Annotated in this window: 21 protein-coding genes; 11 read left to right on the top strand and 10 right to left on the bottom strand. The window is 63.9% G+C overall.

Annotated elements, in window-relative coordinates:
• Positions 1-53: 53 nt before the first annotated feature.
• Entirely contained in the window at positions 54-2285 is a 2232-nt protein-coding gene (locus tag BEP01S_RS10745) for a HelD family protein (protein ID WP_062243005.1), read from the bottom strand.
• 212 nt (positions 2286-2497) lie between these two features.
• Positions 2498-3220 (bottom strand): spermidine synthase, encoded by a 723-nt coding sequence (locus tag BEP01S_RS10740; protein ID WP_244882192.1) that lies wholly within the window; start codon positions 3218-3220, stop codon positions 2498-2500.
• Between the two features lie 322 nt (positions 3221-3542).
• Here BEP01S_RS10740 and BEP01S_RS10735 point away from each other — a divergent pair, with 322 nt between their 5' ends.
• Positions 3543-4715, top strand: a complete 1173-nt coding sequence (locus BEP01S_RS10735) for a DUF4192 family protein (protein WP_062242999.1) — start codon at positions 3543-3545, stop codon at positions 4713-4715.
• Between the two features lie 319 nt (positions 4716-5034).
• The gene (locus tag BEP01S_RS10730; protein WP_373277908.1) at positions 5035-6498 is read left to right on the top strand and encodes an RNA polymerase sigma factor; all 1464 of its coding nucleotides are present in this window, start codon (positions 5035-5037) and stop codon (positions 6496-6498) included.
• A gap of 79 nt (positions 6499-6577) precedes the next feature.
• Here BEP01S_RS10730 and BEP01S_RS10725 read toward each other — a convergent pair whose 3' ends face one another.
• Complete coding sequence (locus BEP01S_RS10725; protein ID WP_062242994.1) at positions 6578-7426, bottom strand: N-acetylmuramoyl-L-alanine amidase; 849 nt, start codon at positions 7424-7426, stop codon at positions 6578-6580.
• A gap of 126 nt (positions 7427-7552) precedes the next feature.
• Here BEP01S_RS10725 and BEP01S_RS10720 point away from each other — a divergent pair, with 126 nt between their 5' ends.
• Positions 7553-9664, top strand: a complete 2112-nt coding sequence (locus BEP01S_RS10720; RefSeq protein WP_062242991.1) for a DNA gyrase/topoisomerase IV subunit B — start codon at positions 7553-7555, stop codon at positions 9662-9664.
• Positions 9665-9742: 78 nt separating this feature from the next.
• On the opposite strand, the gene BEP01S_RS10715 is transcribed toward BEP01S_RS10720, so the two are convergent.
• Both BEP01S_RS10715 and BEP01S_RS10710 read right to left on the bottom strand, forming a co-directional pair.
• Complete coding sequence (locus BEP01S_RS10715; RefSeq protein WP_062242989.1) at positions 9743-10636, bottom strand: M56 family metallopeptidase; 894 nt, start codon at positions 10634-10636, stop codon at positions 9743-9745.
• A gap of 18 nt (positions 10637-10654) precedes the next feature.
• Entirely contained in the window at positions 10655-11017 is a 363-nt protein-coding gene (locus BEP01S_RS10710; protein WP_039210305.1) for a BlaI/MecI/CopY family transcriptional regulator, read from the bottom strand.
• 249 nt (positions 11018-11266) lie between these two features.
• On the opposite strand from BEP01S_RS10710, the gene BEP01S_RS10705 reads away from it, so the two are divergent.
• Genes BEP01S_RS10705 through cydC form a run of 3 tightly spaced genes read left to right on the top strand, consistent with a single transcriptional unit; the run spans position 11267 to position 17307 of the window.
• Positions 11267-12832 (top strand): cytochrome ubiquinol oxidase subunit I, encoded by a 1566-nt coding sequence (locus BEP01S_RS10705; protein ID WP_062243061.1) that lies wholly within the window; start codon positions 11267-11269, stop codon positions 12830-12832.
• A gap of 12 nt (positions 12833-12844) precedes the next feature.
• A complete protein-coding gene (gene cydB / locus BEP01S_RS10700) occupies positions 12845-13867 on the top strand; it encodes a cytochrome d ubiquinol oxidase subunit II (protein ID WP_062242986.1) in 1023 nt (340 codons plus the stop codon).
• A complete protein-coding gene (gene cydC / locus BEP01S_RS10695; protein ID WP_062242983.1) occupies positions 13864-17307 on the top strand; it encodes a thiol reductant ABC exporter subunit CydC in 3444 nt (1147 codons plus the stop codon). The genes cydB and cydC overlap by 4 nt, the downstream gene beginning before the upstream one ends.
• 2 nt (positions 17308-17309) lie before the next feature.
• Here the strand turns inward: cydC and sepH are convergent, their stop codons facing one another.
• A complete protein-coding gene (gene sepH, locus BEP01S_RS10690; RefSeq protein WP_052240022.1) occupies positions 17310-18431 on the bottom strand; it encodes a septation protein SepH in 1122 nt (373 codons plus the stop codon).
• 272 nt (positions 18432-18703) lie between these two features.
• Here sepH and BEP01S_RS10685 point away from each other — a divergent pair, with 272 nt between their 5' ends.
• Positions 18704-19816 (top strand): ferrochelatase, encoded by a 1113-nt coding sequence (locus tag BEP01S_RS10685; protein WP_083532656.1) that lies wholly within the window; start codon positions 18704-18706, stop codon positions 19814-19816.
• 97 nt (positions 19817-19913) lie between these two features.
• Here the strand turns inward: BEP01S_RS10685 and BEP01S_RS10680 are convergent, their stop codons facing one another.
• Positions 19914-20141, bottom strand: coding sequence for a hypothetical protein (locus BEP01S_RS10680; RefSeq protein WP_039210298.1), 228 nt, complete (start codon positions 20139-20141; stop codon positions 19914-19916).
• A 287-nt stretch (positions 20142-20428) separates the two neighbouring features.
• Here BEP01S_RS10680 and BEP01S_RS10675 point away from each other — a divergent pair, with 287 nt between their 5' ends.
• Positions 20429-20728 carry a DUF4193 domain-containing protein gene (locus tag BEP01S_RS10675; RefSeq protein WP_039210296.1) on the top strand — a complete coding sequence of 100 codons (300 nt, stop codon included), beginning with the start codon at positions 20429-20431 and terminating at the stop codon, positions 20726-20728.
• A 137-nt stretch (positions 20729-20865) separates the two neighbouring features.
• Here the strand turns inward: BEP01S_RS10675 and BEP01S_RS10670 are convergent, their stop codons facing one another.
• A complete protein-coding gene (locus BEP01S_RS10670) occupies positions 20866-21321 on the bottom strand; it encodes a DUF3093 domain-containing protein (RefSeq protein WP_039209057.1) in 456 nt (151 codons plus the stop codon).
• A 64-nt stretch (positions 21322-21385) separates the two neighbouring features.
• Between BEP01S_RS10670 and dut the strand changes: the two genes are divergently transcribed.
• Genes dut through BEP01S_RS10655 form a run of 3 tightly spaced genes read left to right on the top strand, consistent with a single transcriptional unit; the run spans position 21386 to position 23092 of the window.
• Complete coding sequence (gene dut, locus BEP01S_RS10665) at positions 21386-21859, top strand: dUTP diphosphatase (RefSeq protein ID WP_241897343.1); 474 nt, start codon at positions 21386-21388, stop codon at positions 21857-21859.
• Positions 21860-21865: 6 nt separating this feature from the next.
• Positions 21866-22708, top strand: a complete 843-nt coding sequence (locus BEP01S_RS10660; protein ID WP_062242978.1) for a DUF3710 domain-containing protein — start codon at positions 21866-21868, stop codon at positions 22706-22708.
• A 6-nt stretch (positions 22709-22714) separates the two neighbouring features.
• Positions 22715-23092 (top strand): OB-fold nucleic acid binding domain-containing protein, encoded by a 378-nt coding sequence (locus BEP01S_RS10655; RefSeq protein ID WP_039209051.1) that lies wholly within the window; start codon positions 22715-22717, stop codon positions 23090-23092.
• A gap of 84 nt (positions 23093-23176) precedes the next feature.
• Here BEP01S_RS10655 and BEP01S_RS10650 read toward each other — a convergent pair whose 3' ends face one another.
• Both BEP01S_RS10650 and BEP01S_RS10645 read right to left on the bottom strand, forming a co-directional pair.
• On the bottom strand, positions 23177-23863 hold the full coding sequence (locus BEP01S_RS10650; protein WP_062242975.1) for a potassium channel family protein: 687 nt from the start codon (positions 23861-23863) through the stop codon (positions 23177-23179).
• A complete protein-coding gene (locus BEP01S_RS10645) occupies positions 23860-24534 on the bottom strand; it encodes a potassium channel family protein (RefSeq protein WP_062242972.1) in 675 nt (224 codons plus the stop codon). Before BEP01S_RS10645 ends, BEP01S_RS10650 begins: the two co-directional genes overlap by 4 nt.
• Positions 24535-24551 lie beyond the last annotated feature (17 nt).

Genomic DNA, 24551 nt, shown 5'->3' with positions numbered 1-24551 from the left:
GCAACCTCGCGCGAGGTTGCTGGGCCGCCGTCAGGTAGTAAAAAGGGAGGGTTTCAGCCGGCTTGGCGGACTGCCTCTGCGGAGAAGAGTTCGGTCAGCTCTGTGGACACGGATGCCAAGACGCGCAGACGTTCCGTCGTGCGGGTCAGCGCCACATAGAGACCGCCGACGCCCTCCTCGCTGCCGAGCGGGGCGATGCGGCCGGGTTCGACGATGACCACTGCATCGAACTCGAGGCCTTTGGCCTGCTGCGGGGTGATGAGGGCGATCTGATGATCCAAGCCCGTGACCGAACGTCCGAAATCGAAGTCCGCGACCGCCTTGGCGATGGGCTCGATGAGCTCCTCATCAGCGATGACTGCGATCTTCCCGCCTGCGGCTGCGGACACCTCGGCCGCGACAGTCTCGGGGAGAGCGGCCAGCATTTCGGATTCGTCGGCGAAGGAATCCAGCTGCGGATCCGATCCTCCCTGGCGAACCGACTCGACGAGTTCGAGTTGCGGGAAATGCCGATGCAGGTAGCGGTTGGCCAGATCCATCACCGACTGCGGGGTGCGGTAGGAGACCGTGAGCACCTGGAGGGCGAAACGGTCGCCGACGAATTCGGAGAGGATCGAAGACCAGGTGCGGGCATTGTCGACCTGCGAAGACTGTGCGAGGTCGCCGACGACGGTGGCCGACTTCGACGGCACGCGACGGAAGAGGACCCGCCACTGCATGGGGGAGAGCTCCTGCGCCTCATCGACGACGAGGTGGCCGTACGTCCACTCCCGATCCTCGAGGGCGCGTTCGGCCAAGGTCATCGCCGGCCCCTGCTCCTCCCAGCGGGCCGCAAGCGTCTCGGCGGAGACCATTCCGCCGGTCTCGGTCATATCGACGACGGCTTCGGCATATTCGCGTGCCGATTCGTCCCGAGCCTGGGTCTGCTGGGGAGCGGACCCGAGAAGTTCGGCGAGCTCGTCGAGCAGCGGCACATCGTCGACCGTGAACTCGTCCCGACGCTGCTCGAGCAGAATCGACTGCTCGGCAGGAGAGAGGAGCTTGCGAGCGGCGGCCTGCAGCTTGTGAGGCTTGCCCAACAGAGAACGCAGAGCGGCGGCAGGGCCGATGGGGAACCACGCGAGGTTGAGGGCACGACGCACGTCGACGGAGGAACGCAGATCCTCGAGCAGCTCGGGCAGTCGCTCTCCGGCCGCGTCCATACCCATCTCACGGGCGAGATCCTCGGCGAGGATCTTCAGCAGACCGGTGACGAAACCGGTGCGCGCTGCATTGTGCGGATCTCCGCTGCGACGAGCCCGATCACGCGCGGACTGGACGTCCCGGCGACGGAGCACGATGTTGTGCGAACGCACCCGCATCTCGACATCCTGGTCGGGGATGCGCTGGTAGTTCGCAATATGGTTCTTCAGCACACGAGCCATGACGGAACGGCCCTTGATCTCGGCGACCGCCGGTGTATCCGTGGCGTCCGTGTCGAGTCCCGGGTACAGCCGACCCGGGGTGAGCAGGACGGCCCCGGTCTCGCCGAGGCTGGGCAGGACCTTCTCGATGTACTTGAGGAACACCGTCGACGGGCCAACGAGGAGGACACCGGATTTCGCGATGCGCTCCCGGTGACGGTAGAGCAGGAAGGCAGCGCGGTGGAGGGCGACGGCGGTCTTGCCGGTGCCCGGTCCGCCCTGGACGACGAGGACGCCGGAGAGCGGCCGGCGGATGATCGCATCCTGTTCGGCTTGGATGGTCGCGACGATATCGCCCATCCGACCGGTGCGATGAGTGGTCAGCGCCGCGAGCAGGGCGCCTTCGCCCTGCAGGTTCGACCGCTGTGAGTCATCGAGTGCGTCGATGTCGAGCACATCGTCTTCGATTCCGGTGACCTTCCGGTTCGCGGTGACGAGGTGACGGCGGCGGGCGATTCCGTCGGGATTGGCGGCCGTCGACTGGTAGAAGCGTTCCGCGGCGGGTGCCCTCCAGTCGATGAGGATCTGCTGGCGCTGTTCGTCGGTGAGACCGATGCGGCCGATATACGTGGGGTCGTCTTCGTCGACGATGTCGAGGCGACCGAAGCACAGTCCCTCCTCGGCGCCGTCGAGACGGATGAGCTGATCTTCGTACAGCGTCGCGAAGGCATCGCGTTCGGTGCGGTGCTGGTGATTGCCTCCGACCTCGGAGATCCTCACCGTGCCCAGCCGGGCTGTCGTCTCCTCCCGGAGCTCATCGAGGCGGGTATAGAGCTCGTCGAGCTTGGTCTGCTCGACACGAATTTCTGAAGTTTCGGTCATCTCACCTTCTTGGGTCGGCATTCAATTATGCCGAACTTTCCCCGGCGTCTGTAGTCACAACGTCATTTCGGACCGGGGCGTACCTCACATTCCCGCCGAGTGCGGTTACATTCGCGGATTTGGGCCCCAGGAAGGAGCGCGAGCAGGCGCGCGGATGAGAGACCCGGGCAAGTCCTTGGGTCCAGGGGCAGAGTTCCCAGTTGGCGCGAAAGTCAGAGACCCAAGCGGGAACGCAGATTCGCTCCGGACAGGAAGGTCGCCGAGGAGGCGGCGGTGCGCAGATTGCGATCGAGACCGACTTCATCGAGCGGAGTGTTGGAGGCGAGGACCACGACATTGCCGCGTCGACGTCCTTTGAGGATCGCCGGTTCCGTGGCGGCGGCAAGATGGGCGAAATGTTCGCCGAGGCTGCGCAGTTCGGACCGGAGGACGTGGTGGTCGCCGGTGTCAGGCACATTGGCGACATAGATTCCGGAGTCCTTGACCGCCTCGGCGCAGGAGGCGAAGAACTCGGACGTCTGCAAGGCGGCGGGAACCGAGTCGTGGTCGAAGGCATCCCGGACGAGGACGTCGAGGGTATCGGGTCGGAACTTGCCGATCTCGACGGCTCCGTCGCCGGCACGCAAGGCCAGGGCGGGGGAGCGAGGCAGGTCGAACCAGTCGCGGGCGAAGTCGAGCAGCTTGCCATCGATGTCGATCGCCGTCTGCTTCGACCCCGGTCGTGCCGAGTCCAGGGCCCGGGCCAGCGCACAGCCGGCGGCACCGATGTGCGCGACTCGCAGAGTCCGGTCGGGGAGTTCGACGTCGATGATGCGGCGCATCCAGTCGAGGTATTCGAAGTCCAGACGCTGCGGATCGCTGAGAGTGATCGACGAGGAGGGGACCCCGTTTACGTGGAGCACATAGGAATCGGCCTCACCATCAAGCTTCTCCAACCGGGCTTCTCCTGTCGAGATGTCGACCACTTGAGAACCAGGGGCTGTGTATATCCGTCTCTTCGCCACCCCTCACTTGTATGTCAGTGAGGCGATTGAGGCAATTCGGTTGAATTCTCGTGGGGACGACGGCAGTGACTCGTCCACTGCTGCGCTGTGGACCGGTTTGGTCCGTCCACAGGCACGAACCGAGGTCTGGAGGAACGGCTCCGGAATCGGTTGGAGTGAGACCGAGACAAGAGGCCCTCTTGAGGAGCGGGCCCCACCTCAGCCACAGGGGCCGCCTCAATCGGTCGGTTCCGATCCGATCAAGGAGGACACAGTGAAGACACCGGCCAGCACACCCGAGGACATCATCGGGATCATCCCTCACACTCTCGGGTACACCCCGCGGCGCAGCCTCGTCGCCGTCGTCGTCGGCACGGAGAACAACGGGGCCCAGACCAGTTCGACGACGATGCGCATCGACTTCGACAGGGAGAGCGCGGCGCAGACATTGTCCGAAGGCGGCGGCTGGTATGCCGACCTCATCATGCGCGCCTGTACGGTGACCGGGGTCTTCCTCGTTCTCTACGATGATGACTATCAGCCGGTCAGTGCCTTCGGCTCCGGTGCCGATGCCGAATATGCCGAGGTCCATCGTGGTCTCATCCGGGCGGCGATCGATGAACTGGCGATGACCTTCGCCGCCAGGAGCGTCGACACTCTCAGCGCGTGGTGGGTCAACCAGGACCACTTCGGTCGCATCGACGAGGACGGCTACGACTGCACCCCGCTGATCGAAGCAACCACCTCGGCGTGTGCCACGGAACTCGTCGCCGGAGGATCCAACCCCGTCGCTGACCCCGAGGATCTCGTCATCTCCCCGATGCCTGCCGAGGCTTTCGCCGACAGCCGTCGCGGACATGCCGAGGAGTGGATGGGCACGGACGAGGCGTTCGCGATCCTCGCCGACGTGTACCCGCGACTGGAGGCGATGCGGCACGAAGAGGAAGCCATCGATGAGGCGCGCATCCATGACCTGATGGACCTGCCGACCGTCATGGCCTTCGACACCCTGCTCGTCGAGCTCTGGTCACGCGACGCCCTCGAAATGATCCTCAGCTTCGATCACCCTGACTTCCCGCCCTCCCTGGTCAGGGGACTCGACGGTAACGAACTCTGCACCATGAGCCGCCGCATCGTCTCCCAAGCCCGGGCCGCTCAGCAGCTCGTCGGGCTCTCATCGCGTGCCCCGCGACCGCGAGACCTTCTGGTCACCATCGCCCTGCTCAAGGACTACCTGCAGGCTGGCCACCCGCAGGCGAGAGCCAACACCTATGCCGTCATCGCATGGTTCGAATGGTCGCTGGGCGGGTCGACGATGGCACTGAACTACGCGCGCGCCGCCATCGAACTCGAAGCCGAACACGGACTTGCCGAACTCATCGTCAGCGCTGTCAACATGGGATGCCTGCCTCGCTGGCTGACAGAGACGCAGCGTTCGAGCATCTGATCGGATCGGCTGGGACGGTCGACCGCCTCGGCGAGGTGAAAGTGATGCGGGGAGGCGAGGTGAAATCAATAGGGGAAGACGAAGGGGAACAATTCTGCAAGTCCCTTTGTTCTTCTGCACTGGCCGACAGCATCGTTCCGGAGCCTTGGTCGGCCGATTCGCAAAGCGGGGAATAACGTGAGAAAATTAAGCGTTGACCCAGTCATTGCACGATGGGCGAACTGTGCGTTCGCCCCGGACCGTACGCGGACCACTTGACTTGGGTCTTAGTACTGTCCGAATGCATGGGGAAGTTTCAACGCTCGCGAAAGGTGAACACGTGCCCAGAGTCGACAAGGAATCCACAACGGTGACGGAGAAGTCGGAGGGAACGGCCGGCAAGACCTCGACCGGTGGAACCAAGACCACTGCGGCGTCGAAGTCCACTGCGAAGAAGACGACCGCTGCCGGAGCCAAGAAGGCAGCGACCGCGAAGTCGACCGCCGCAAAGACCGAGACGGCTGCGTCGAAGAAGACGACTGCTGCGAAGAAGACGACGGCCACCAAGACGACCGCCGCTAAGACGACCGCCGCGAAGTCGACCACCGCAGCGAAGTCGACCGCTGCTCCGAAGAAGACCACGACGAAGGCCACCGCCGCCAAGGAAGCCAAGAAGGCGACCAAGGCGAAGAAGGCCGACGACGATATCGACACCACCGAGGAGGTCGAACCGGCAGCGGACGCTCTGGCCACAGAGGAGAGCCCCGCCGAGGCGACCGAGACGAAGAACTCGGAGGAGAAGCAGAAGAACGCCGCCGTGGCCGAGGCCGGTGGCTTCATCGTCTCCGACGCCGACGAAGAGGATGCACCTGCCCAGCAGGTCGTCTCCGCTGGTGCGACCGCTGACCCCGTCAAGGACTACCTCAAGCAGATCGGCAAGGTGGCGCTGCTCAACGCCGCCGAGGAAGTCGACCTCGCCAAGCGCATCGAGGCCGGCATGTACGCCGAGCACCTGCTCAACGGCGGAGAGGTGACCGATCCTCGAGAAACGATGGACTACAAGTGGATCATCCACGACGGTCGCATCGCGAAGAACCACCTGTTGGAGGCCAACCTCCGACTCGTCGTGTCCCTGGCCAAGCGCTACACCGGCCGCGGAATGCTCTTCCTCGATCTCATCCAGGAAGGCAACCTCGGCCTCATCCGCGCCGTGGAGAAGTTCGACTACACGAAGGGCTTCAAGTTCTCGACCTATGCCACGTGGTGGATCCGCCAGGCGATCACCCGTGCGATGGCCGACCAGGCTCGCACGATCCGTATCCCGGTGCACATGGTCGAGGTCATCAACAAGCTCGCCCGTGTGCAGCGCCAGATGCTGCAGGACCTCGGTCGCGAACCGACTCCGGAAGAGCTCGCGAAGGAACTCGACATGACACCCGAGCGTGTCGTCGAGGTCCAGAAGTACGGCCGCGAGCCCATCTCGCTGCACACCCCGCTGGGTGAAGACGGCGACTCGGAGTTCGGCGACCTCATCGAGGACTCCGAAGCCGTTGTGCCCTCGGACTCGGTGAGCTTCACCCTCCTCCAGGAGCAGCTGCACTCCGTGCTCGACACGCTCTCCGAGCGTGAAGCCGGAGTGGTGTCCATGCGCTTCGGACTCAACGACGGTCAGCCGAAGACCCTCGACGAGATCGGCAAGGTCTACGGAGTCACGCGTGAGCGCATCCGTCAGATCGAGTCGAAGACGATGGCCAAGCTGCGCCACCCGTCCCGCTCGCAGGTGCTGCGCGACTACCTCGACTGAGTCTCGTCTCGAGGTCGGCTCGAGGTGAGATGAGAGAACGCCCCTGGGAACTTCCCCAGGGGCGTTCGGCATTCACGGTTCAGAACCAGTCGACGATGCCGTCGAACAGGGCGTCGGCGTATTTCTTCTGCCCGGACTTCGACTCCATGAGCTCCGCTTCGGACGGATTGCGCATCTCTCCGCATTCGACGATGACGGCGGGAACCGAAGCATTGTTCAGACCGGCAAGGTCCGGTCGCCGGCTGATCGCGTCCTTCCCGTAGGCCTTGTTCGGAGTGAACTCCTCACCCATCGAAGTGCCCACAGACTTCGCCAGGTCCACGGAGGCCTTCTCTGTCTTCTCGTCCTCGCCGGGGTCGGCGACGATGACGTGGTAGCCCTTCACCGAACTCGATTCGCTGCCGTTCGCGTGGATGCTCACGAGCAGGTCTGCGTCGTCGGCGAACGTCCCGCGCTCGTCCACGCACGGTCCCACTCCCTTGTTGTCCTTGCGGCTGAGCACGACTTCTGCTCCCGCCTCGGTCAGCGACTTCTCCAGCTTCTTCGCCACCGCCCACGTGAAATCGGCTTCCGGATAGTCGGAGTTCGTCGACGTGCCCGTGGTGTTGCAGGCCTTCGTCCCGCCGCGACCGTCCGGCACCTGCCGGTTGATCTCGCCCGGATGCTTCGCATTGCCGCCATTGTGTCCGGGGTCGACCGCAATGACCTTCCCCTCCAGGTCCTTATCGTCCGCCTTCGCCGAGGCGGTCCCCGACTTCGCGTCCTCCCCACCGTCCGCGCCTTTGTCGGCAGAGGGGGACTGGCCGGTGGTCTCGGCCGCCTGTGTTGTCGGTCCGGATGAGTCCGAGCCCTGGGAGCAAGCCGCCAGTCCGGGCAGGCAGAGTGTGGCAGAAGCGAGGAGGCTGGGTACGAGGAGGCGATGACGCATGGCTCCATTGTTTCAGGTACGGGGTACACATAGTCGAGTTCGCCCGGATGGATTCCCGACACGAGCCGCAGGGAATAGGGTCCTGAGCGCGCAGCGATTAGAATTTAATCGAACGAGAGGAAATGTGTGGAAGACGAAAGCTACGGCGCCAGGCATCTGTCCGTCCTGTCCGGTCTTGAAGCGGTTCGCAAGCGACCCGGCATGTACATCGGCACGACCGATTCCCGTGGTCTCATGCACTGTCTGTGGGAAGTCATCGACAACAGCGTCGACGAGGCCCTCGGAGGATATGGATCCGAGATCCTCATCGAACTCGCCGCCGACGGATCGGTCGCCGTCACCGACAAGGGCCGCGGCATCCCCGTCGACATCGAGCCGAAGACCGGTCTGACCGGCGTCGAGGTCGTCATGACCAAGCTGCACGCCGGCGGCAAGTTCGGCGGTTCCTCCTACGCAGCGTCCGGCGGCCTGCACGGCGTCGGCGCTTCGGTCGTCAACGCTCTGTCCGCTCGCCTCGACGTCGAGGTTACCCGCGGATCGAAGGTGCATAAGATGTCCTTCCGCCGTGGTGTGCCTGGACGCTTCGACGACTCCTCCGGCACCCCGAGCCCCGACAATCCCTTCGAGGCTTTCCAGGAACCGACCGGCTTGGACATCGTCGGTAAGGCCAAGCGCGGTGCGACCGGCACCCGAGTCCAGTACTGGGCCGATCCGCAGATCTTCCTCGCCAAGGCCCAGTTCGACTACCAGCATCTGGTCGAACGTGCCCGTCAGACTGCCTTCCTCGTGCCCGGCCTCGAGCTGCGCATCGTCGACCGGCGTGGTGTCGCTCGTGACGAGACAGGCGCCGTCATCGAGGAGCGCGAAGAGGTCTTCAAGTTCGACGGCGGAATCACCGAATTCGTCGACCACCTCTCCATCGACCCGCCGATCACCGATACCTGGCGACTCCAGAACACCGGCACCTTCAAGGAGACCGTCCCGGTGCTCAACTCCTCGGGTCACCTCGAGTCCAAGGAAGTCGAACGTGAGGTCGGCGTCGATATTGCTCTGCGCTGGGGGACCGGCTATGACACGAAGCTGAAGTCCTTCGTCAACGTGGTCGCAACACCACAGGGCGGCACACACCTCGCCGGGTTCGAACAGGCCTGCCTGAAGGCGATGCGCAAGGCCGTCGACGCCAACGCACGCAAGCTCAAGGTCGGCAAGGACAAACTCGAGAAGGACGATGTGCTCGCCGGCATGACTGCCGTCGTCACCGTGCAGCTGACCGAACCCCAATTCGAGGGGCAGACCAAGGAAGTCCTCGGCACCGCGGCGGTGCGACAGATCGTGGCGAAGACCGTCGAGTCTCAGTTCGGCGAAGTGCTGGCGTCGACCAAGCGTGCCGAGAAGCAGCAAGCCGCGGTGCTCATGGAGAAGGTCGTGGCCGAGATGAAGTCGCGCATCTCTGCCCGCACTCACAAGGAGAACCAGCGGCGCAAGACCGCGTTGGAGGCCTCCTCACTGCCGGCGAAGCTCTACGACTGCCGCGACAACGGGGTGGAGAACACGGAGCTGTTCATCGTCGAGGGCGACTCGGCGATGGGCACGGCGAAGGCAGCCCGCAACTCCGACCACCAGGCGCTGTTCCCCATCCGCGGGAAGATCCTCAACGTGCAGAAGGCGACTCTGTCGGACATGCTCGCCAACGTCGAATGCTCGGCGCTCATCCAGGTCATCGGCGCGGGCTCCGGCCGCAGCTTCGATATCGATGCCGCCCGCTACGGACGAGTGATCATCATGACCGATGCCGATGTCGACGGTGCCCATATCCGCACTCTGCTTCTGACGCTGTTCTTCCGGTATATGAAGCCGCTGGTCGAGGCCGGTCGCGTCTTCGCCGCGGTGCCTCCGCTGCACCGTGTGGAGGTCGTGACGAAGCGCGGAACGCCCAACGACGTCATCTACACCTACACCGAAGCCGAGCTCCACGCTCTGCTGAAGAAGCTCGAGAAGCAGAAGAAGACCTACAAGGAACCCATCCAGCGGTACAAGGGCCTCGGCGAGATGGATGCCGACCAGCTGGCCGAGACCACCATGGACCCGAGCATGCGTACCCTGCGGCGGGTGACGATGGCCGACGCCGAGATGGCGGAGAACACCTTCGAACTCCTCATGGGATCATCGGTGGGACCGCGCAAGGAGTTCATCGTCTCCGGCGCCGCCGTCCTCGATGCCGAACGCATTGACAGCTGAGATCGACGACTGAATCAGCATCAGCTGATCTGAGTCAGCACTACCTCATCTGAGCCCGGGCCGGTCATCGGCCCGGGCTCAGATGCCGAATGCGGACGGTGTGACGATGAGCAGGGTCGGGAGGAGCAGAAGCAGAACGGCCAGTCCGATCGACATCAGCCGCACGGGGATCCGGGCAGGATCCAAGGGATGTGACAGACGCTGGATGCGCAGAGCGGACAGATCGCTGCGGTGTTCGGGACTGATCGCCGCGGCCGAACTCACTGCCTGTGCCAGGATCTTGGGATCGACATGGTCGCGCGCCTGATCGTCGGCCATGAGCTCGATGAGTCGGTTCACCGAGTTCAACCCGATCGCCGTGGCCGAGAAGTAGGGCAGGGCCCGATGCCATGCGGCAAAGGGGATGACGAGCACATCGTGCCGGAAATCCAGATGTGCCCGCTCATGGGCGATGACGGCGGTGCGCTCATCCTCGTCGAGGGCTTTGAGCAGACCCGTCGACAGGACTGCGGTGCCCTTCCGTGGTCCTTTGGGCAGACAGTAGGCGACGGCTTCGTCGGTGGTGATGATTCGAGTGTCGGGGTAGGCGCTCGACGGTTCGCTGAGCAGATGCAGGATCTCGTCGTGGCGCAGGCGGGTCTTCCGTGCCGAATAGAACGTCAGGACGAGACAGCCGAGCAGCCGAACGATGAGGAGCACGGCGATGATGAGGAAGATCCACGCCAGGAGGGACAGCTGAGTGTGGTCCCTGCCCCGGATGAGATCGAAGAGTCCCTGGGGAAGACTCGTCGTTCCCGGGGCTACGGCGAATGCGAGTGCGGCGCCGATGAGGGACAGTCCTCCGGAGAGTCCGACGGCCTGCCAGAGGACGACTTCGGAGATGGGATCACCGCGGAAACGGGCGAGTGCAGCAGGAATAGGCCATGCCAGCAGAAAAGCCAGCACGGCCAGGATGATTCCCACGATGGTCATTGAGGTGACCGGCCTGGGTCAGGACTGCGTCGAGTGATTGCGCCCGAGCAGATTGCGCAGCGCCTTGGTATCGGCTTCCGAGACAGTGCCGAGGAAGCGAGCGAGGACAGCCTGACGATCCGGTGCCTGAGACAGCATCTCGGTCATCAGCTCCGCCACGTGATCTTCACGGGTCGAGACCGCGATATAGCGGTGCGGGCGGATGCTGCGATCGCGAGTGACGAAGCCCTTCTTCTCGAGTCGAGACAGGACAGTATGGACGGTTGTCAGCGCAAGCTCGCGGTCCGAAAGGACCTCGCGGAGCTCGGCGGCGCTCAACCCGTCGTCGTGGACCCAGATGGCGTCCATGACGCTGCGTTCGAGTTCACCCAGTGTTCCCACAGTTCTTACGCCCTCAATTTCTTTGTCGGTCTGATCGCACCAGTATATCTCTACAGGCTGTCGAATTCCACACGGACACTCGAGCTTCGACACAGCGCCGACCCTGGTCAGGCGTCCCGGTTCGAGCGCATACTTGGAACCGGGAGTCTCGAATGATGAAACCGCAAAGACGGCACTTCTACGCACTGTAAAATTCTACGTGGCGTAGAAATACTGCTCGTGTGAAACCTGAATGGAGCGCCCATGGAACTGGACCCAGTCCTCATCGGACGGTGGCAATTCGGAATCACAACGGTCTACCACTTCTGGATGGTGCCGTTGACCCTGGGACTCGGCATGCTCGTGGCGATCCTGCAGACGATCTACCATCGCACCGGCAACGAGGTGTATCTGCGGGCCACGAAGTTCTTCGGCAAGCTCTTCCTCATCAACTTCATCATGGGCGTGGCCACCGGTCTGGTCCAGGAATTCCAGTTCGGAATGGCATGGAGCGAATACTCCCGTTTCGTCGGCGACGTCTTCGGCGCTCCCTTGGCACTGGAAGCCCTGCTGGCCTTCTTCCTCGAATCGACGTTCCTCGGCCTGTGGATCTTCGGCTGGGGCCGACTTCCCCGAGCGGTCCACCTCGGCTCGCTGTGGCTGGCCGTCATCGGCACGTGGCTCTCGGCCTACTTCATCATCGTCGCGAACTCCTGGATGCAGCACCCCGTCGGCGTCGAAATGGTCGACGGCAGGCCCGTGATGACCGACGTCTGGGCGGTGCTCGGCAACAACACCGCCATCGCCGCCTTCACCCACACGATCTTCGGCGCCCTGGCAGTCGGCGGTTCCTTCCTCCTCGGCATCTCGTGGTACCACCTCTATCACCGACGCAAGGCCGGAATTGACAGCGTCGGCACTGACGGAAAAGTCATCGTCGGTGCGTCGAAGGAGCTCCCCGGACGGGACAAGACGGACCACGCTGTGTGGATCAAGACCCTGCGCATCGGCGCCATCGTCGGCGTCCTCGCCTTCGCTGGCGTCTCGATCACCGGCGATATCCAGTCCAAGCTGATGTTCGAACAGCAGCCCATGAAGATGGCCTCCGCCGAGGCGGCCTGCCACGACGGCACACAGTTCTCCGTACTCACGATCGCCGACCCCTCGTCGAACGACTGCGACGGAGTCCAGAACATCTTCGAGATCCCCGGTCTCCTGTCGTTCCTGGCCAACGGCGACTTCGACACCCCGGTCCACGGAGTGACGACTCTGCTGCCCGAATACCAGGAGCGCTACGGCACCCATATCCCCGACGACCCGCGGTACGGCGAACACGCCGGTGAACCGGTCGACTACCAGCCGATCATGATCGTCACCTACTGGGGCTTCCGCATGATGATCGGCTTCGGCGCACTGGCCGCCGGAGTCTGCCTGATCGGACTGTGGCTGGCCCGCAAGGGCACGGTGCCCGAGTCGAAATGGCTCAGCCGCGGTTTCGTCCTGGCCATCACGGCGCCGTTCCTCGCGAACTCGGCCGGATGGATCTTCACCGAGATGGGACGCCAGCCCTTCGTCGTCGCACCGAACCCGGCACAGCTCGACGGTGTGTTCATGTACACGCAGGCGGCACTGTCTCCCGAGGTGACACCGGGAATGCTTCTGTTCTCCCTGATCAGCCTCGCCTCCGTCTACGGAATTCTCATGGTCGTCGAACTGCGATTGATCACGAAGTACGTCAAGGGGGGAGTCGCCTCGGCGATGCCCGAACTCGACCAGACGAATACCAAGCCCACGATCACCGACAACGGCGACGACGTCCTGTCGTTCGCGTACTGAGGGAAGGTCACGATGGAAATCCTCGCCACTATCTGGTTCGTCCTCATCGTCGTGCTCTGGATGGGATACCTGTTCCTCGACGGCTTCGACCTCGGTGTGGGCATGATGATGCCGTTCCTCAGCCGCAGCGAACGCAGCAAGCGCGTTCTGCTCAACTCGATCGGTCCGGTCTGGGAGGGCAACGAAGTCTGGCTGATCACCGCCGCCGGAGCGATGTTCGCCGCCTTCCCGCACTGGTACGCCTCACTGTTCTCCGCGCTCTACATTCCACTGACCATCTGCCTGCTCGCGCTGATCTTCCGCGCGGTGGCCATCGAATACCGCGGCAAGGGCCACTCGGAGCGGTGGAAGTCCTTCTGGACCTGGGCGCTGGCCGTGGGATCGGCCGGAACCGCGTTCTGCATCGGTGCGCTGCTCGCACTGACGACCATCGGGCTGCCGCTCAACGGCCACGGCGATATGGTCGGCGGACCTTTCGCCTGGATGTCCTGGCCCGCACTCGTCGGCGGCCTCGGCGGACTCGGCTTCTCCCTGGCCCACGGGCTCATCTACCTCGGTCTCAAGACCCAGGGTGAGGTCCGTGCACGGTCACGGCACTGGGCCGGTCGGATCATGCTGCCGGCCGCGATTCCGTTCCTCATCTGGTTCGCCTACTCGATCACCCAGCGGATCTGGCTCGTCATCCCGGTGCTCGTTGCGGTTGCCGCGCTCATCATCGCGTTCTTCGCTGTCCGGGCCGGTGCAGAGAAGCGCGCATTCATCCTGCACGGGATCTTCCTCATCGCAGGACTGGTCGCGGTCTTCGCCGGAGCCTTCCCGAACGTGCTGCCGTCGACGATCGACCCGGCGAACTCGCTGACGATCGATGCGGCATCCTCATCGGACTACACCTTGAACGTCATGCTCATCGTGACGATCATCATCCTGCCGATCATCATCGCCTACCAGATCTTCAGCTACCGGATGTTCCTCGGTCGCATCGCCGAGACCCACATCCCCGAAGCGCACAGACTGCCGGTGGCGATCCATTCGTGAGCTCGCCTCTGTCGATCCTGCTCGAACTGCCGACCGGTCGGAGGGGGCTGGCACTGTCCGTGCTCTCCGCCCTGTGCCGGGCGGTGGGAATCGTCCTCATCGCGGAAGCCCTGGTCAGGGCCATCATCGACCACAGCGCGCCCGGACTGTGGGTGGTCCTCGGAGTCCTCGGCGCGCTGCTGCGCGGCGGCGGTCTCTGGCTCGACCGCAGTCTGGGCACACGGCTGGCCGCCGAATCGAAACGAGGTCTGCGGCTCTCGATCCTTTCCGGACTTCTGCGCGGTCGGGGACGCCCGCGGACGAATGCGGCGGTCACGGTCACCCGTGGAATCGACGACCTCGACGACTACTTCACCACCGTGGTTCCGGCTCTGACCGCGGCTGCAGTGGTGCCCATCGTGCTGCTCGTGCGCATCGTCTTCAGCGATGTCCTCTCTGCGGTCATCATCGCGGTGTGCCTGCCGCTGGTGCCGATGTTCATGGTGCTCATCGGCCGCTATACGGCAGAGTCGACCTCGGAGACTATGGCGGCTCTGGAACGACTCTCCGATCACCTGGCCGAACTCGCTGAGGGGCTTCCCGTCCTCATCGGCCTCGGCCGTTCACGCGATCATGCGCGCCGTCTGCGGGAACTGGGGGAGCGCTACCATCAGGCGAACCTGGCGACTCTGCGCATCGCGTTCCTCTCCAGCCTGGCCCTCGAACTCATCGCCACGATCTCGGTGGCACTCGTCGCCGTGGTCATCGGTCTGCGCTTGGTCAACGGAACGATGGATCTGGGCGATGGCCTGTTGGTGCTGCTCATCGCACCTGAATGCTTCATCCCCCTGCGGGAACTCGGAGCCGGTTACCATGCGAGCGAGAACGGACGCGAAGCCCGGGAGAGAGCCCGGTCGCTGGTGTCGGAGACACAGGCGGCGGAGCCCGCGTTCGACATCTCCGGCCGGCCGGGAGAGCAGCGAGTGCTCTATACCGACGGCACGCTCATCACTTGGTCGGGGACCATCGACGCCGGGCCGGGCGTGACGACGATCAGCGGCAGATCGGGCACGGGCAAGACAACTGTGCTCGGTGCGCTCGTCGGCAGTCTGCCGGCAGATGCGCACACCACCGCCGATCCGTTGACCGCGGCCTATGTGCCGCAGGCCCCACGCATGTTCGCCGAGACCATCGGTGCGGAACTGAACCTCTTCGGTCTCGATGATGATCGCGCGCGGACAGCTCTGTCGGCGGCTGGACTGCCCACTGATCTTCGGGTACAGACGGCGGCGCTCAGCCCCGGCCAGCAGCGTCGACTGGCACTCGTGCGTGTGCAGCACCGCCTCGGCGACGGTGCCGATGTGCTCGTCCTCGACGAGCCGACCGCCCACCTCGATGAGGACAATGCCGACATCGTCATCAATCTGATCGCCGAGGCGGCCGCCACCCACCGGGTGATCCTCGCCAGCCATGACGAACGGGTCCGTGCCCTGGCCGACACTGAGATCCGCCCGGAGAAGACCCGGATCTCAGCGGCCGAGAGGGCGAAAGCAATGGCGTCGACCGTGACTGCGGCTGCGGCTGCGACGGCGACTACGACGGCGAACGCGATGGCGACGGCGGATCGGGGCCGGACCGGCAACGCCGAGGCTCCTGCCGTGAATTCGTGGGACGAATCTTCCTCAGCGGATGAACGGACGAGTTCCGGAGACGAAACTGTCACGCTTCCGATGGCTGAGGACAGGTCGGACGTCGAGAAGCAGCGGACTCATGGCGAGTCCGGGACGGCGACGCTGCGTCGTCGCTGGTCGATTCTGAACTCGAGCCTTCCGCTGTTCACCCCGACCATGCTGCTGGCCGCTCTCACCGCATGTGCGTCGAGTCTCGCGGCCATCGCCCTGACCGCGGTCTCCGCATGGCTCATCGTCGAAGCCTCATACCAACCGCCGATCATGCTGCTCATGGTCGCCATCGTCGGTGTGCGCTTCTTCGGACTCAGCCGGTCCGTGCTGCTCTATGCCAGCCGACTGAAGCTCCACTCCGCGATCTTCGCCGCACTCACGCGACTGCGGACCCGGCTGTGGGAGCACTTCGAACGCGTCGGCATGAGCGATCGGCGGCTGCTGACCTCGGACTCGGCACTGCGCGCCATGGTCGCCGATGCCGATGACGTCCGTGACCTCGTGCCCCGGACTCTGTTCCCACCGCTCGTCTCCGCCTTGGTCGTCATCGGCGTGAGCATCACCGCGGCGCTCCTCGACGTGAGTTCCCTGGGGTGGTTCATCCTTCTGGGAGCCGTCAACCTCGTCATCGTCCCGATCCTCGTCATCCGGGCGGAGAGCCGCCTTGCATCTGGAATCAGAGAAGACCGCAATCGGATTCTGTCCGTGCTCACTCGCGCTCTGCATGCGAAGGACGATCTGCGCACGAACCGGGTCGAATCCAGGGTCCTCGGTCTGGTGGCCGGACTGGAGTCCGATCTCGAGGCGAAGCAGAAGGCGTCTGCTCGCAATTTCGGGCTTGCCCAACTGTGGCTGCAGCTGAGCACGTTCACCACCGCAGTGATCTTGGCGGCCTCCTCGGGGGCTCCGACCGAGATCGTTGCCGTCCTCTCCCTCATGGCATTGGGACTGGGCGAGGTGTTCGCCTCGGCGCTCGAAGCATTCCGTCAGTTGCCCGGACTGGGCACGGCTCTGGACTGCCTGCCCGATCCGGACGGTGCGGTGGACTCAGACGCCGAGGCGTCGGCGTTGTCGGCGCCCACAGACGAACTCGTCGGAGTCGATGCCCTCGAATTCGACAAGATCACTGTCGGATGGGACGACCAGGCTGTCGTGTCAGGACTCGACCTGAGAACCGAACGCGGCGGATGGGCCGTGCTGTGCGGCGACAGCGGAACCGGCAAAACAACGAGTCTGAGTGTGCTCCTGCGTTTCCTCGACCCCTGGTCCGGCAGCTACCGCGCCCGCGATCGGAACGGAACAGACCACGATATGCTCACACGCTCACCCGAGGACCTGGTCGGCAGAATCGCCTGGTGCCCTCAGGAAGCACACGTCTTCCGCTCCACGGTGCGCGGCAATCTCGCACTCGCGCAGCGATCTGTTCCCGGAGACGACGAGATGTTTTCCGCACTGAGAGCTGCAGGACTGAGCGATTGGGCCGACGCCGGGGGACTCGACCGCTGGGTCGGCGACCACGGTACGGAGATCTCCGGCGGTCAGCGACAGCGTTTGGCAGTGGCCAGAACCCTGCTGACCGGGGCCGATGTGATCGTCCTCGACGAACCGACGGCGCACTTGGACGATGAGACGGCACGAGCGCTCATTGACGATCTGCGCGGGAGTCTGCGCGACCGCACGGTCGTCATGGTCACACACGACCGGCGACTCATCACGGACGGCGATGAGGTCGTCGACCTCGGTACACGGGTTCCCGAGGCCGAAGCCTCAAGAGTCTGAGGTCAGTCCCGCTTCGAACCGAACATGATCTCGTCCCAGCTCGGGATCGAGGCGCGCGAATTCTTCTTCGACTTGGGCTTCGATTCCTTCGCCGGAGCCGAGTCCTTGAACTGATCGGCGTGATCGCTCACACCGGGCTCATTGAGCAGCGAGAGCTGATTCTCATCGTCGAACACACCGACCTTCTCTGTCGGCTCCTGCGGCTCCTCACCGGACGGCGCCGCATCCTCGAAGGCGAATACTTCGTCATCGGTAGCGGCTTCGGGCTGACCGGGAGCGGTATGCGCACCCTGCGGGTGAGTCTCAGGATCCTCGGTGACTGCACGCAGACGGGTCCGCGGCTCCTCCTCGGTGTGGCGACGCTTGCGCAGGTTCTCCAGGATCCGGCCGGTCTCGGCCTGGTGATCGCGGGCCTGCTGCGACGGAGCCGAACCGGCGGTGGGGCGGACGGGTCCGTCCGAGGCGATCGACGCGGACGACTGATCGGTACGGGGGAGGACGTCGACCTCCTCGGTGTTCCGCTGACGTTCGGCACCGCTGCCGTAGTTCGGGATCGGTCCGGTGTCGGTGGGGCCGGAATCGGCGAGCCATTTGGCCTCATCGTCGATCGGGGTGAGCGAACGGCGGTAGTAGTGCCAGCTGGCGGTGCGGACACGGTCGGCGGCAGTGAAGCTGAGCTGGATGTACCAGTTGCCGTCCTGCTGCTTCCAGGAATCCCACTCCATCGTTTCGATGTCGACATCGCGCATTGCCAGGCGTTCCTGGCAAAGCTCGATGAGCGGAGTCGGCTCGCCGTTGGGATCGTGATCGGAGTAGATGGGGTGACGGCTGGCGAGGTAGGCGGTGCGTTCGCGTTCGGCCATCGCCGGACCTTCATAGGTGCGCACATACTCGATATCGGCACCGGTGGAGGCCACGACCTCCTCGGCGTCCATACCGCCGCGGATCATGGCCTGGATCTCTTTCGGACGCACGGGAGTCTCGGACTTGGGCTGGGAGCGGTCCCTGCGGACCGCGGCGATGAGAGCCTCATCGAGGACGACTCGGTACTGAAGCCCGTTCTCGTCGTTCAACAGCAGATGGGTGCCGTCTGCGTTGACTCCGTTCAAGATCAGTTCACGCATTGCCTTAAGCTCCTTTGTCGCGTCTCAGAAGCATCGTGTCACGTTCGGCGCGTCGTGCCGGGCAGATTTCCGCGCGAGTCGCGAAATCACGGGCCGGATCAGCGATCGGTGGGTCGAATCTGTGAGACCGGACACGAATATTCGCGGCAGGGGACCGTGCGCCCGGACATGGGATCGTGTGTCCTGCCCGGCAGGTGTCTGCTCCGTGAGTGGGCACGGCTCACTGTGCGGACAGCGGGCCGTGCTGAGGTGCAGTCTGTAAGATCGAAACCGTGAATACGACTGCACCCATCGACGCCCTGGTCCTCATGTCATTCGGCGGACCGGAGGCCCCAGAAGAAGTGGTTCCATTCCTCCGCAACGTCACCGCCGGCCGCGGGATTCCCGAGGAGCGGCTCGAGGAGGTGGGGGAGCACTATTTCGGCTTCGGAGGCAAGTCTCCGATCAATGATCAGAACAAGGCTCTGCTGGCCGCGCTGCGTGCCGAACTCGATCGCCGCGGAATCGACACTCCGCTGATCTGGGGCAACCGCAACTGGGATCCCTATCTCACCGATGAGGTCCGCAGTCTGGCCAAGAATGGTGCCACGCAGTTCCTCTCGATCGATACCTCCGCTTACTCCTCTTACTCGTCGTGCCGTCAGTACCGTGAGGACTTCGCGAAGACGATCGACACGCTCAAGGACGAGGGCCTCACGGTCTCGATCGACAAGATCCGCCAGTTCTACAACCACCCCGGATACGCCGACGCCTGCGCAGACTGCCTGAACAAGGGCCTCGCGGACTTCCGGTCCAAAGTCGGACAGATCGACTCGGCCAAGCACCGGATCCTCTTCGTCACGCACTCGATTCCGAACGTCATGCAGGACGCCTCGGAGGTGTCCACCAACGGCTACCGTGCCCAGCACGAAGAGCTCATCGATCACCTCATGGGGCGCATCGATGAGGCCGTTCGTGTTCCGGCAGAGCTCGTCTACTGCTCGCGCTCGGGTTCGCCCGAGGTGCCGTGGCTCGAACCCGATGTCAACGACCGGATGACCGAACTCGCCGAGGATGGTGTGACAGGTGTTGTGCTCGTGCCCATCGGCTTCATCTCCGACCATATGGAGGTCGCCTTCGACCTCGACACCGAGGCGAAGGAGACCGCCGGAGAGCTCGGTCTCGACTTCACCCGGGTGGCCACCGTCGGCACTCACGACGCCTTCGTCAAGGGCCTCGTCGACCTCGTCGAGGAACGTGCCGCTCAGCTGCGCGGAGATGATGTCGACGCGCCGGCGATTACCGGAACCAAGGCGCTCGTGCCCGGCAGCGGCGCCTGCAGCATCGACTGCTGCCGCGGTCGCATCGAACGTGCGACCTATCCGAACTGGGCCGTCGCGAACTGAGGCACTTGTGAACTGGGCCGTCGCGAACTGAGCCTCGGAGACGAAAGAACCCTCCCTCACCGATTCGGTGGGGGAGGGTTCTTCTCTGTGTGATCTCTCAGAGATCCTCGGGGCTCGGGATGACCGGCAGGGCACCCGTCTCGGCCTGGATCACCTCGGCGATAGGGCCGGTGTCGACATCGTTGCGGCCGGCCAGTTCCATCAGATTCTGAAGGTCGTCGATGAGATTCTCGACGAGGAAATCATCACCGGCAGACCGGGCCTCGTGAATGCGATGACGGACATCATCGATTCGGGTGTCGAGCTGATCAGCGAATTCACTCATTGTGGATCCGTCCTTCCTCGGGCCGCATCCACAGGGGACGAACCCGGTAATCTACCGACAGGCTGTGCTGTCGGTGCTGTCCATCACAAGCATTCTTGCAGAGCTCTTCGTGAACTCTATGTGTGCTCAGTACATGCAGACAAGCTGGTGACGAGAATCACCGCATCAGGTGTTCATTCCATCTTGCCAACGGCAAGCATACAGTGCACAATGCTGGGGACACATCTCGGAAGAGGAGAGTATGCTCCTCTTCGGCACCCCCTCCGGACAGAGAGCGATGAGGCCATATGGCAACAGATTACGACGCACCTCGCAAGCAAGACGATGAGATCAAAAGCGATTCGATCGAGCAGCTCAAGGCCCAGCGTTCCCAGGCTCAGGCGAGCAAGATTGACGAAGACGAGACTGCAGTAGCCGAAGGCTTCGAACTTCCCGGTGCGGATCTTTCGAACGAAGAGCTCTCCGTTCGGGTCCTGCCCAAGCAGAACGACGAGTTCACCTGCATGGAGTGCTTCCTGGTCCGTCATCGTTCGCAGCTTGCGACCGAAGAAGGCGGAATCCCCATCTGCACCGATTGTGCAGGCTGAATCGCTTCTCTTCGCAAAAACGGACCGCGCCCTGGAATGGGGCGCGGTCCGTTTTTCTTTTCTCTCCCTGCTACCTGACGGGGGCCCAGCAACCTCGCGCGAGGTTGCTGGGCCCCCGTCAGGTAGTAATTAGGGGTTTAAGCGTTGAGGGCGGCGGCTAGTTTGTGGGGGTGTCGTGACGACACGAGCCAGTACGGGGTGGGATCCGATTCATCGTTGAGGTGGATGCGGACGACGGATTTCGCCCACGGGCGGATCTTGAGGAAGGCGCGAGCATCGAGATCGACGCCGCGGGCCTGACGGGCCTCTTCGCCGTCGAAGGCTTCCGCGCTCGGAACGAACTTGCGGTCGATATGAGCTTCTCCCACAAACAGCTGACGTTCGGTGACGATGATCGTCAGCGTCAGCGAGGTCAGCCACCAGGCGAAGAGGATGAAGCTGACGATGGGAAGGATGATGGTGCCGAGCGTCCACACGGGTGCGACCATGAGTGCCGTCGACAGAGCGGCCACCACGACGAGGATCCACATGCCGACCGAGGGGCGGACCTTCTCCTGGTAGACCACATGGGTTCCGGATTGAGTTGTTGCCATGGGCCCATTGTCCCATAGCGAAAAGTTTGGCCACGCTCAGGCTGGAGCGTTAGAGTGCATCTTTGTGACGGAAACCGTGAAGATCAACCTTCAGCTCCTCGACGCGGGCATGAGCGCCCCCGACTACGCGCATGCGAGCGACGCCGGGGCAGACCTGCGCTCGACGATCGACTTCGTCCTCGAACCCTTCGAACGCCGCGTCGTGCCGACCGGAATCGCGATCGCCCTGCCTGAAGGGTATGCGGCCTTCGTACACCCCCGTTCGGGTCTGTCGAGCAAGCACGGCGTCACCGTCGTCAACGCACCCGGCACCATCGACGCCGGATATCGCGGTGAAATCAAGGTGCCGCTCATCAACCTCGATGCGAAGACCCCGCTGCGTGTCGTCCGCGGCGACCGCATCGCCCAACTCGTGATCCAAAAGATAGCCCACGCCGACTTCGACATCGTCGAATCCCTTGATGACAGCGCCCGCGGCGCCGGGGGATTCGGATCCACCGGCGGAATCGACGCCGGCCTCAGCGAAAAGGAGAAGTGAGGACTCATGGGACTTTTCTCCCGGTTCAAGAAATCCACACCGACGACCGATGACGACGTCCGCGCCGATGACGAGCTCACCGACGACGATGAGCTCGATGCTCAGGACACCGACACCGAGGCGGCCGATCGTGCAGACGACGACGCCGATGTCGATGACGCCGAGACCGACGCAGCCGATTCCGACGATGACCTCGACGAGGAAGAAGCACTGCTGGAGAAATCAGCACCCTTCGACCGGTCCGAGAAGGGCCCGTTCGACATCTCCGAGGAATACCCGGAACATGACCGTCTCGACCTCGGTGCTCTGAAGGTGCCCGTCGTCGACGGAATGCAGGTGCGCCTCGACACCGACGACGATTCTCAGCGCGTGCTGGCCGTGACCCTCATCCACGACGGCGGAGGCATCCAGCTGCAGGCATTCGCGACGCCACGTTCCGAAGGTCTGTGGAACACTGTGCGCGGTCAGCTCGCCGAGTCCGTGACCAAACAGGGCGGTGAATCGACCGAACTGCACACCTCGCTCGGCAAGGAACTGGCCATCGAGGTTCCGGCGAAGACGGAATCCGGTCGCCCCGGCAAACGCGCCATGCGCTTCGCCGGCATCGACGGGCCACGCTGGTTCGTCCGCGCAGTGTTCTCCGGCAAGGCCGTGACCGATGACGAGGTGCGCGCCGAACTGTCCGCACTCTTCCGCGGAGTCGTCGTCGACCGCGGCGAGGAAGCCATGGCTCCCCGTGAGCTCATCGCGCTGACCGCTCCGCAGGTCGATCAGGACGAGACGGAGGAGAAGGACGAGGACGAGCTCAACCCCTTCGAGCGCGGCCCCGAGATCACAGAGGTCCGCTGAGCTCCGATGCGGAACCTCATTCCCCGCCTCGTGCGTGAGTTCGGATCCCGGGACGCCGAGGCCAGGGCTGATCTGCGTCTGGTCAGTCAGATCCCCGGCGCCATCCCGGTCGAAGAGCTCGAGGCGCGTAAGACCTCACGCATCGCCGGGGTCGTTTCGGCGACGACTCAGTCGTGCAGCGGTGACAGCCCCAGGCTCGACATCACCGTTGACGACGGCACCGGCGAAGCCCGCGCGCAATTCCTCGGACGTCGAGAGATCAGCGGCATCCGTCCCGGATCCCTCATCGTCTTGGAAGGACGATTCTGCGGCAAGGACGGAGTGCTCACTGCGCACAACCCCGTCTACGAACTCGTACAGACGCGCGACGATTCCGAGGACTGACCGGGTTCAAGGGCTGAACTGACCGGCGACTCTGTCACTGCGACTGAACCGTCTCAGCGACATAACGGCCACAGACGCCTGGCTTCAGCCCTCGGCATTCTCTTCGGTCGCCGCGGTCTCCTGCAGCAGTGCGAGCAGCGCCGGCTCCTGATCGGGGGAGGAGAGGAAGAACAGTTCGTCCCCTGCCTCGATGACATCATCGGCGCTCGGAGCGAACGCCCGCGAATTGCGGATGATCGCCACCAGCACCGTATCGAGCGGGAAGGTGATCCCGCCGACGCGCTCGGCCACGAGGTCGGCGTTCTCGTGCACGGTGAACTCGAGCAGCCCTGCCTGACCCCGTTCGAAGCTCATCAGGTGGACCAGGCCGCCGACCTCCACGGCCTCCTCGACGAGCGCGGTCATCAGGCGCGGAGTGGAGACCGCGACATCGACGCCCCAGTTGTCGTCGAAGAGCCATTCGTTCTTCGGATTATTCACGCGCGACACCGTCCGCGGCACCCCGAACTCGGTCTTCGCAAGCAGGGAGAGCACCAGATTGGTCTTGTCGTCGCCAGTTGCAGCCACGACGACATCGGCCTCCTCCAGCCCCGCCTCGGCGAGACCGGCGAGCTCACACGCATCGGAGAGCAGCCATTCGGCGCCCGGAATGCGCTCATGACCCAGCGCTTCCTTGCTCTGGTCGATGAGCAGGACCGAATGCTCCTTGTCCAGCAGCTCCCTGGCCACCGACCGTCCCACGGATCCGGCTCCGGCGATGATGACCCTCATTCTTCTTCCTCCACGGTTCGCACGGGCTGATCGAGGATCCGTTCGATCTCGCCGAGGCGGTCGACCGGAGCCATGAGATGAACGAGATCCCCATCCTGGAGGAGCAGGTCATCGTGGGCGACGATGCCCTCGGACAGGCGGGTGACGTAGGCGACGCGCGCCTTGGTCCGGGATTCGATCTCCTTGATCGGACGCGCCACCCAGCCCGGGTCCAGATGCACCTCGGCGAGGACGAGTTTGCCCGAGGGCTCACGGTATTCGGTGATCGACCCCTGCGGGATGATCTTGCGCATCACCTGCTCAGCCGTCCACCGCACGGTGGGCACGGTGGGGATGCCGAGGCGCTCGAAGACCTGCGCCCGGTCGGGATCGTAGATGCGAGCGGCGACATTGCTCACACCGAAAGTCTCGCGGGCGACACGCGCGGCGAGGATATTCGAATTGTCACCGCTGGAGACCGCGGCGAACGCGAAGGCCTCGGCGGTCTTCGCCTGAGACAGGGTCTCACGGTCGAAACCGACCCCTGTGATCGTCGAGCCGCTGAAATCGCGACCGAGTTTGAGGAATGCGTCGGGGTCCCGGTCGACGACGGCGACGGAGTGCCCATTCGCATCAAGGGCCTTGGCCAGGGATGCCCCGACTCGGCCGCAGCCCATAATCACGAAGTGCATGGGTTTTCCTCTCCGCA

It is taken from the genome of Brevibacterium epidermidis NBRC 14811 (genome assembly GCF_001570805.1).
Taxonomy (GTDB): Bacteria; Actinomycetota; Actinomycetes; order Actinomycetales; family Brevibacteriaceae; genus Brevibacterium; species Brevibacterium epidermidis.
This window is presented reverse-complemented; position numbering and strand designations above follow the sequence as displayed.

What these genes read in the sequence shown, in the direction of transcription:
- BEP01S_RS10745 (WP_062243005.1), bottom strand. Translation starts at nt 2,285, where the DNA reads ATGACCGAAACTTCAGAAATTCGTGTCGAGCAGACCAAGCTCGACGAG.
- BEP01S_RS10725 (WP_062242994.1), bottom strand. Translation starts at nt 7,426, where the DNA reads ATGCGTCATCGCCTCCTCGTACCCAGCCTCCTCGCTTCTGCCACACTC.
- BEP01S_RS10715 (WP_062242989.1), bottom strand. Translation starts at nt 10,636, where the DNA reads ATGACCATCGTGGGAATCATCCTGGCCGTGCTGGCTTTTCTGCTGGCA.
- cydB (WP_062242986.1), top strand. Translation starts at nt 12,845, where the DNA reads ATGGAAATCCTCGCCACTATCTGGTTCGTCCTCATCGTCGTGCTCTGG.
- sepH (WP_052240022.1), bottom strand. Translation starts at nt 18,431, where the DNA reads ATGCGTGAACTGATCTTGAACGGAGTCAACGCAGACGGCACCCATCTG.
- BEP01S_RS10680 (WP_039210298.1), bottom strand. Translation starts at nt 20,141, where the DNA reads ATGAGTGAATTCGCTGATCAGCTCGACACCCGAATCGATGATGTCCGT.
- BEP01S_RS10675 (WP_039210296.1), top strand. Translation starts at nt 20,429, where the DNA reads ATGGCAACAGATTACGACGCACCTCGCAAGCAAGACGATGAGATCAAA.
- BEP01S_RS10670 (WP_039209057.1), bottom strand. Translation starts at nt 21,321, where the DNA reads ATGGCAACAACTCAATCCGGAACCCATGTGGTCTACCAGGAGAAGGTC.
- BEP01S_RS10660 (WP_062242978.1), top strand. Translation starts at nt 21,866, where the DNA reads ATGGGACTTTTCTCCCGGTTCAAGAAATCCACACCGACGACCGATGAC.
- BEP01S_RS10655 (WP_039209051.1), top strand. Translation starts at nt 22,715, where the DNA reads ATGCGGAACCTCATTCCCCGCCTCGTGCGTGAGTTCGGATCCCGGGAC.
- BEP01S_RS10650 (WP_062242975.1), bottom strand. Translation starts at nt 23,863, where the DNA reads ATGAGGGTCATCATCGCCGGAGCCGGATCCGTGGGACGGTCGGTGGCC.
- BEP01S_RS10645 (WP_062242972.1), bottom strand. Translation starts at nt 24,534, where the DNA reads ATGCACTTCGTGATTATGGGCTGCGGCCGAGTCGGGGCATCCCTGGCC.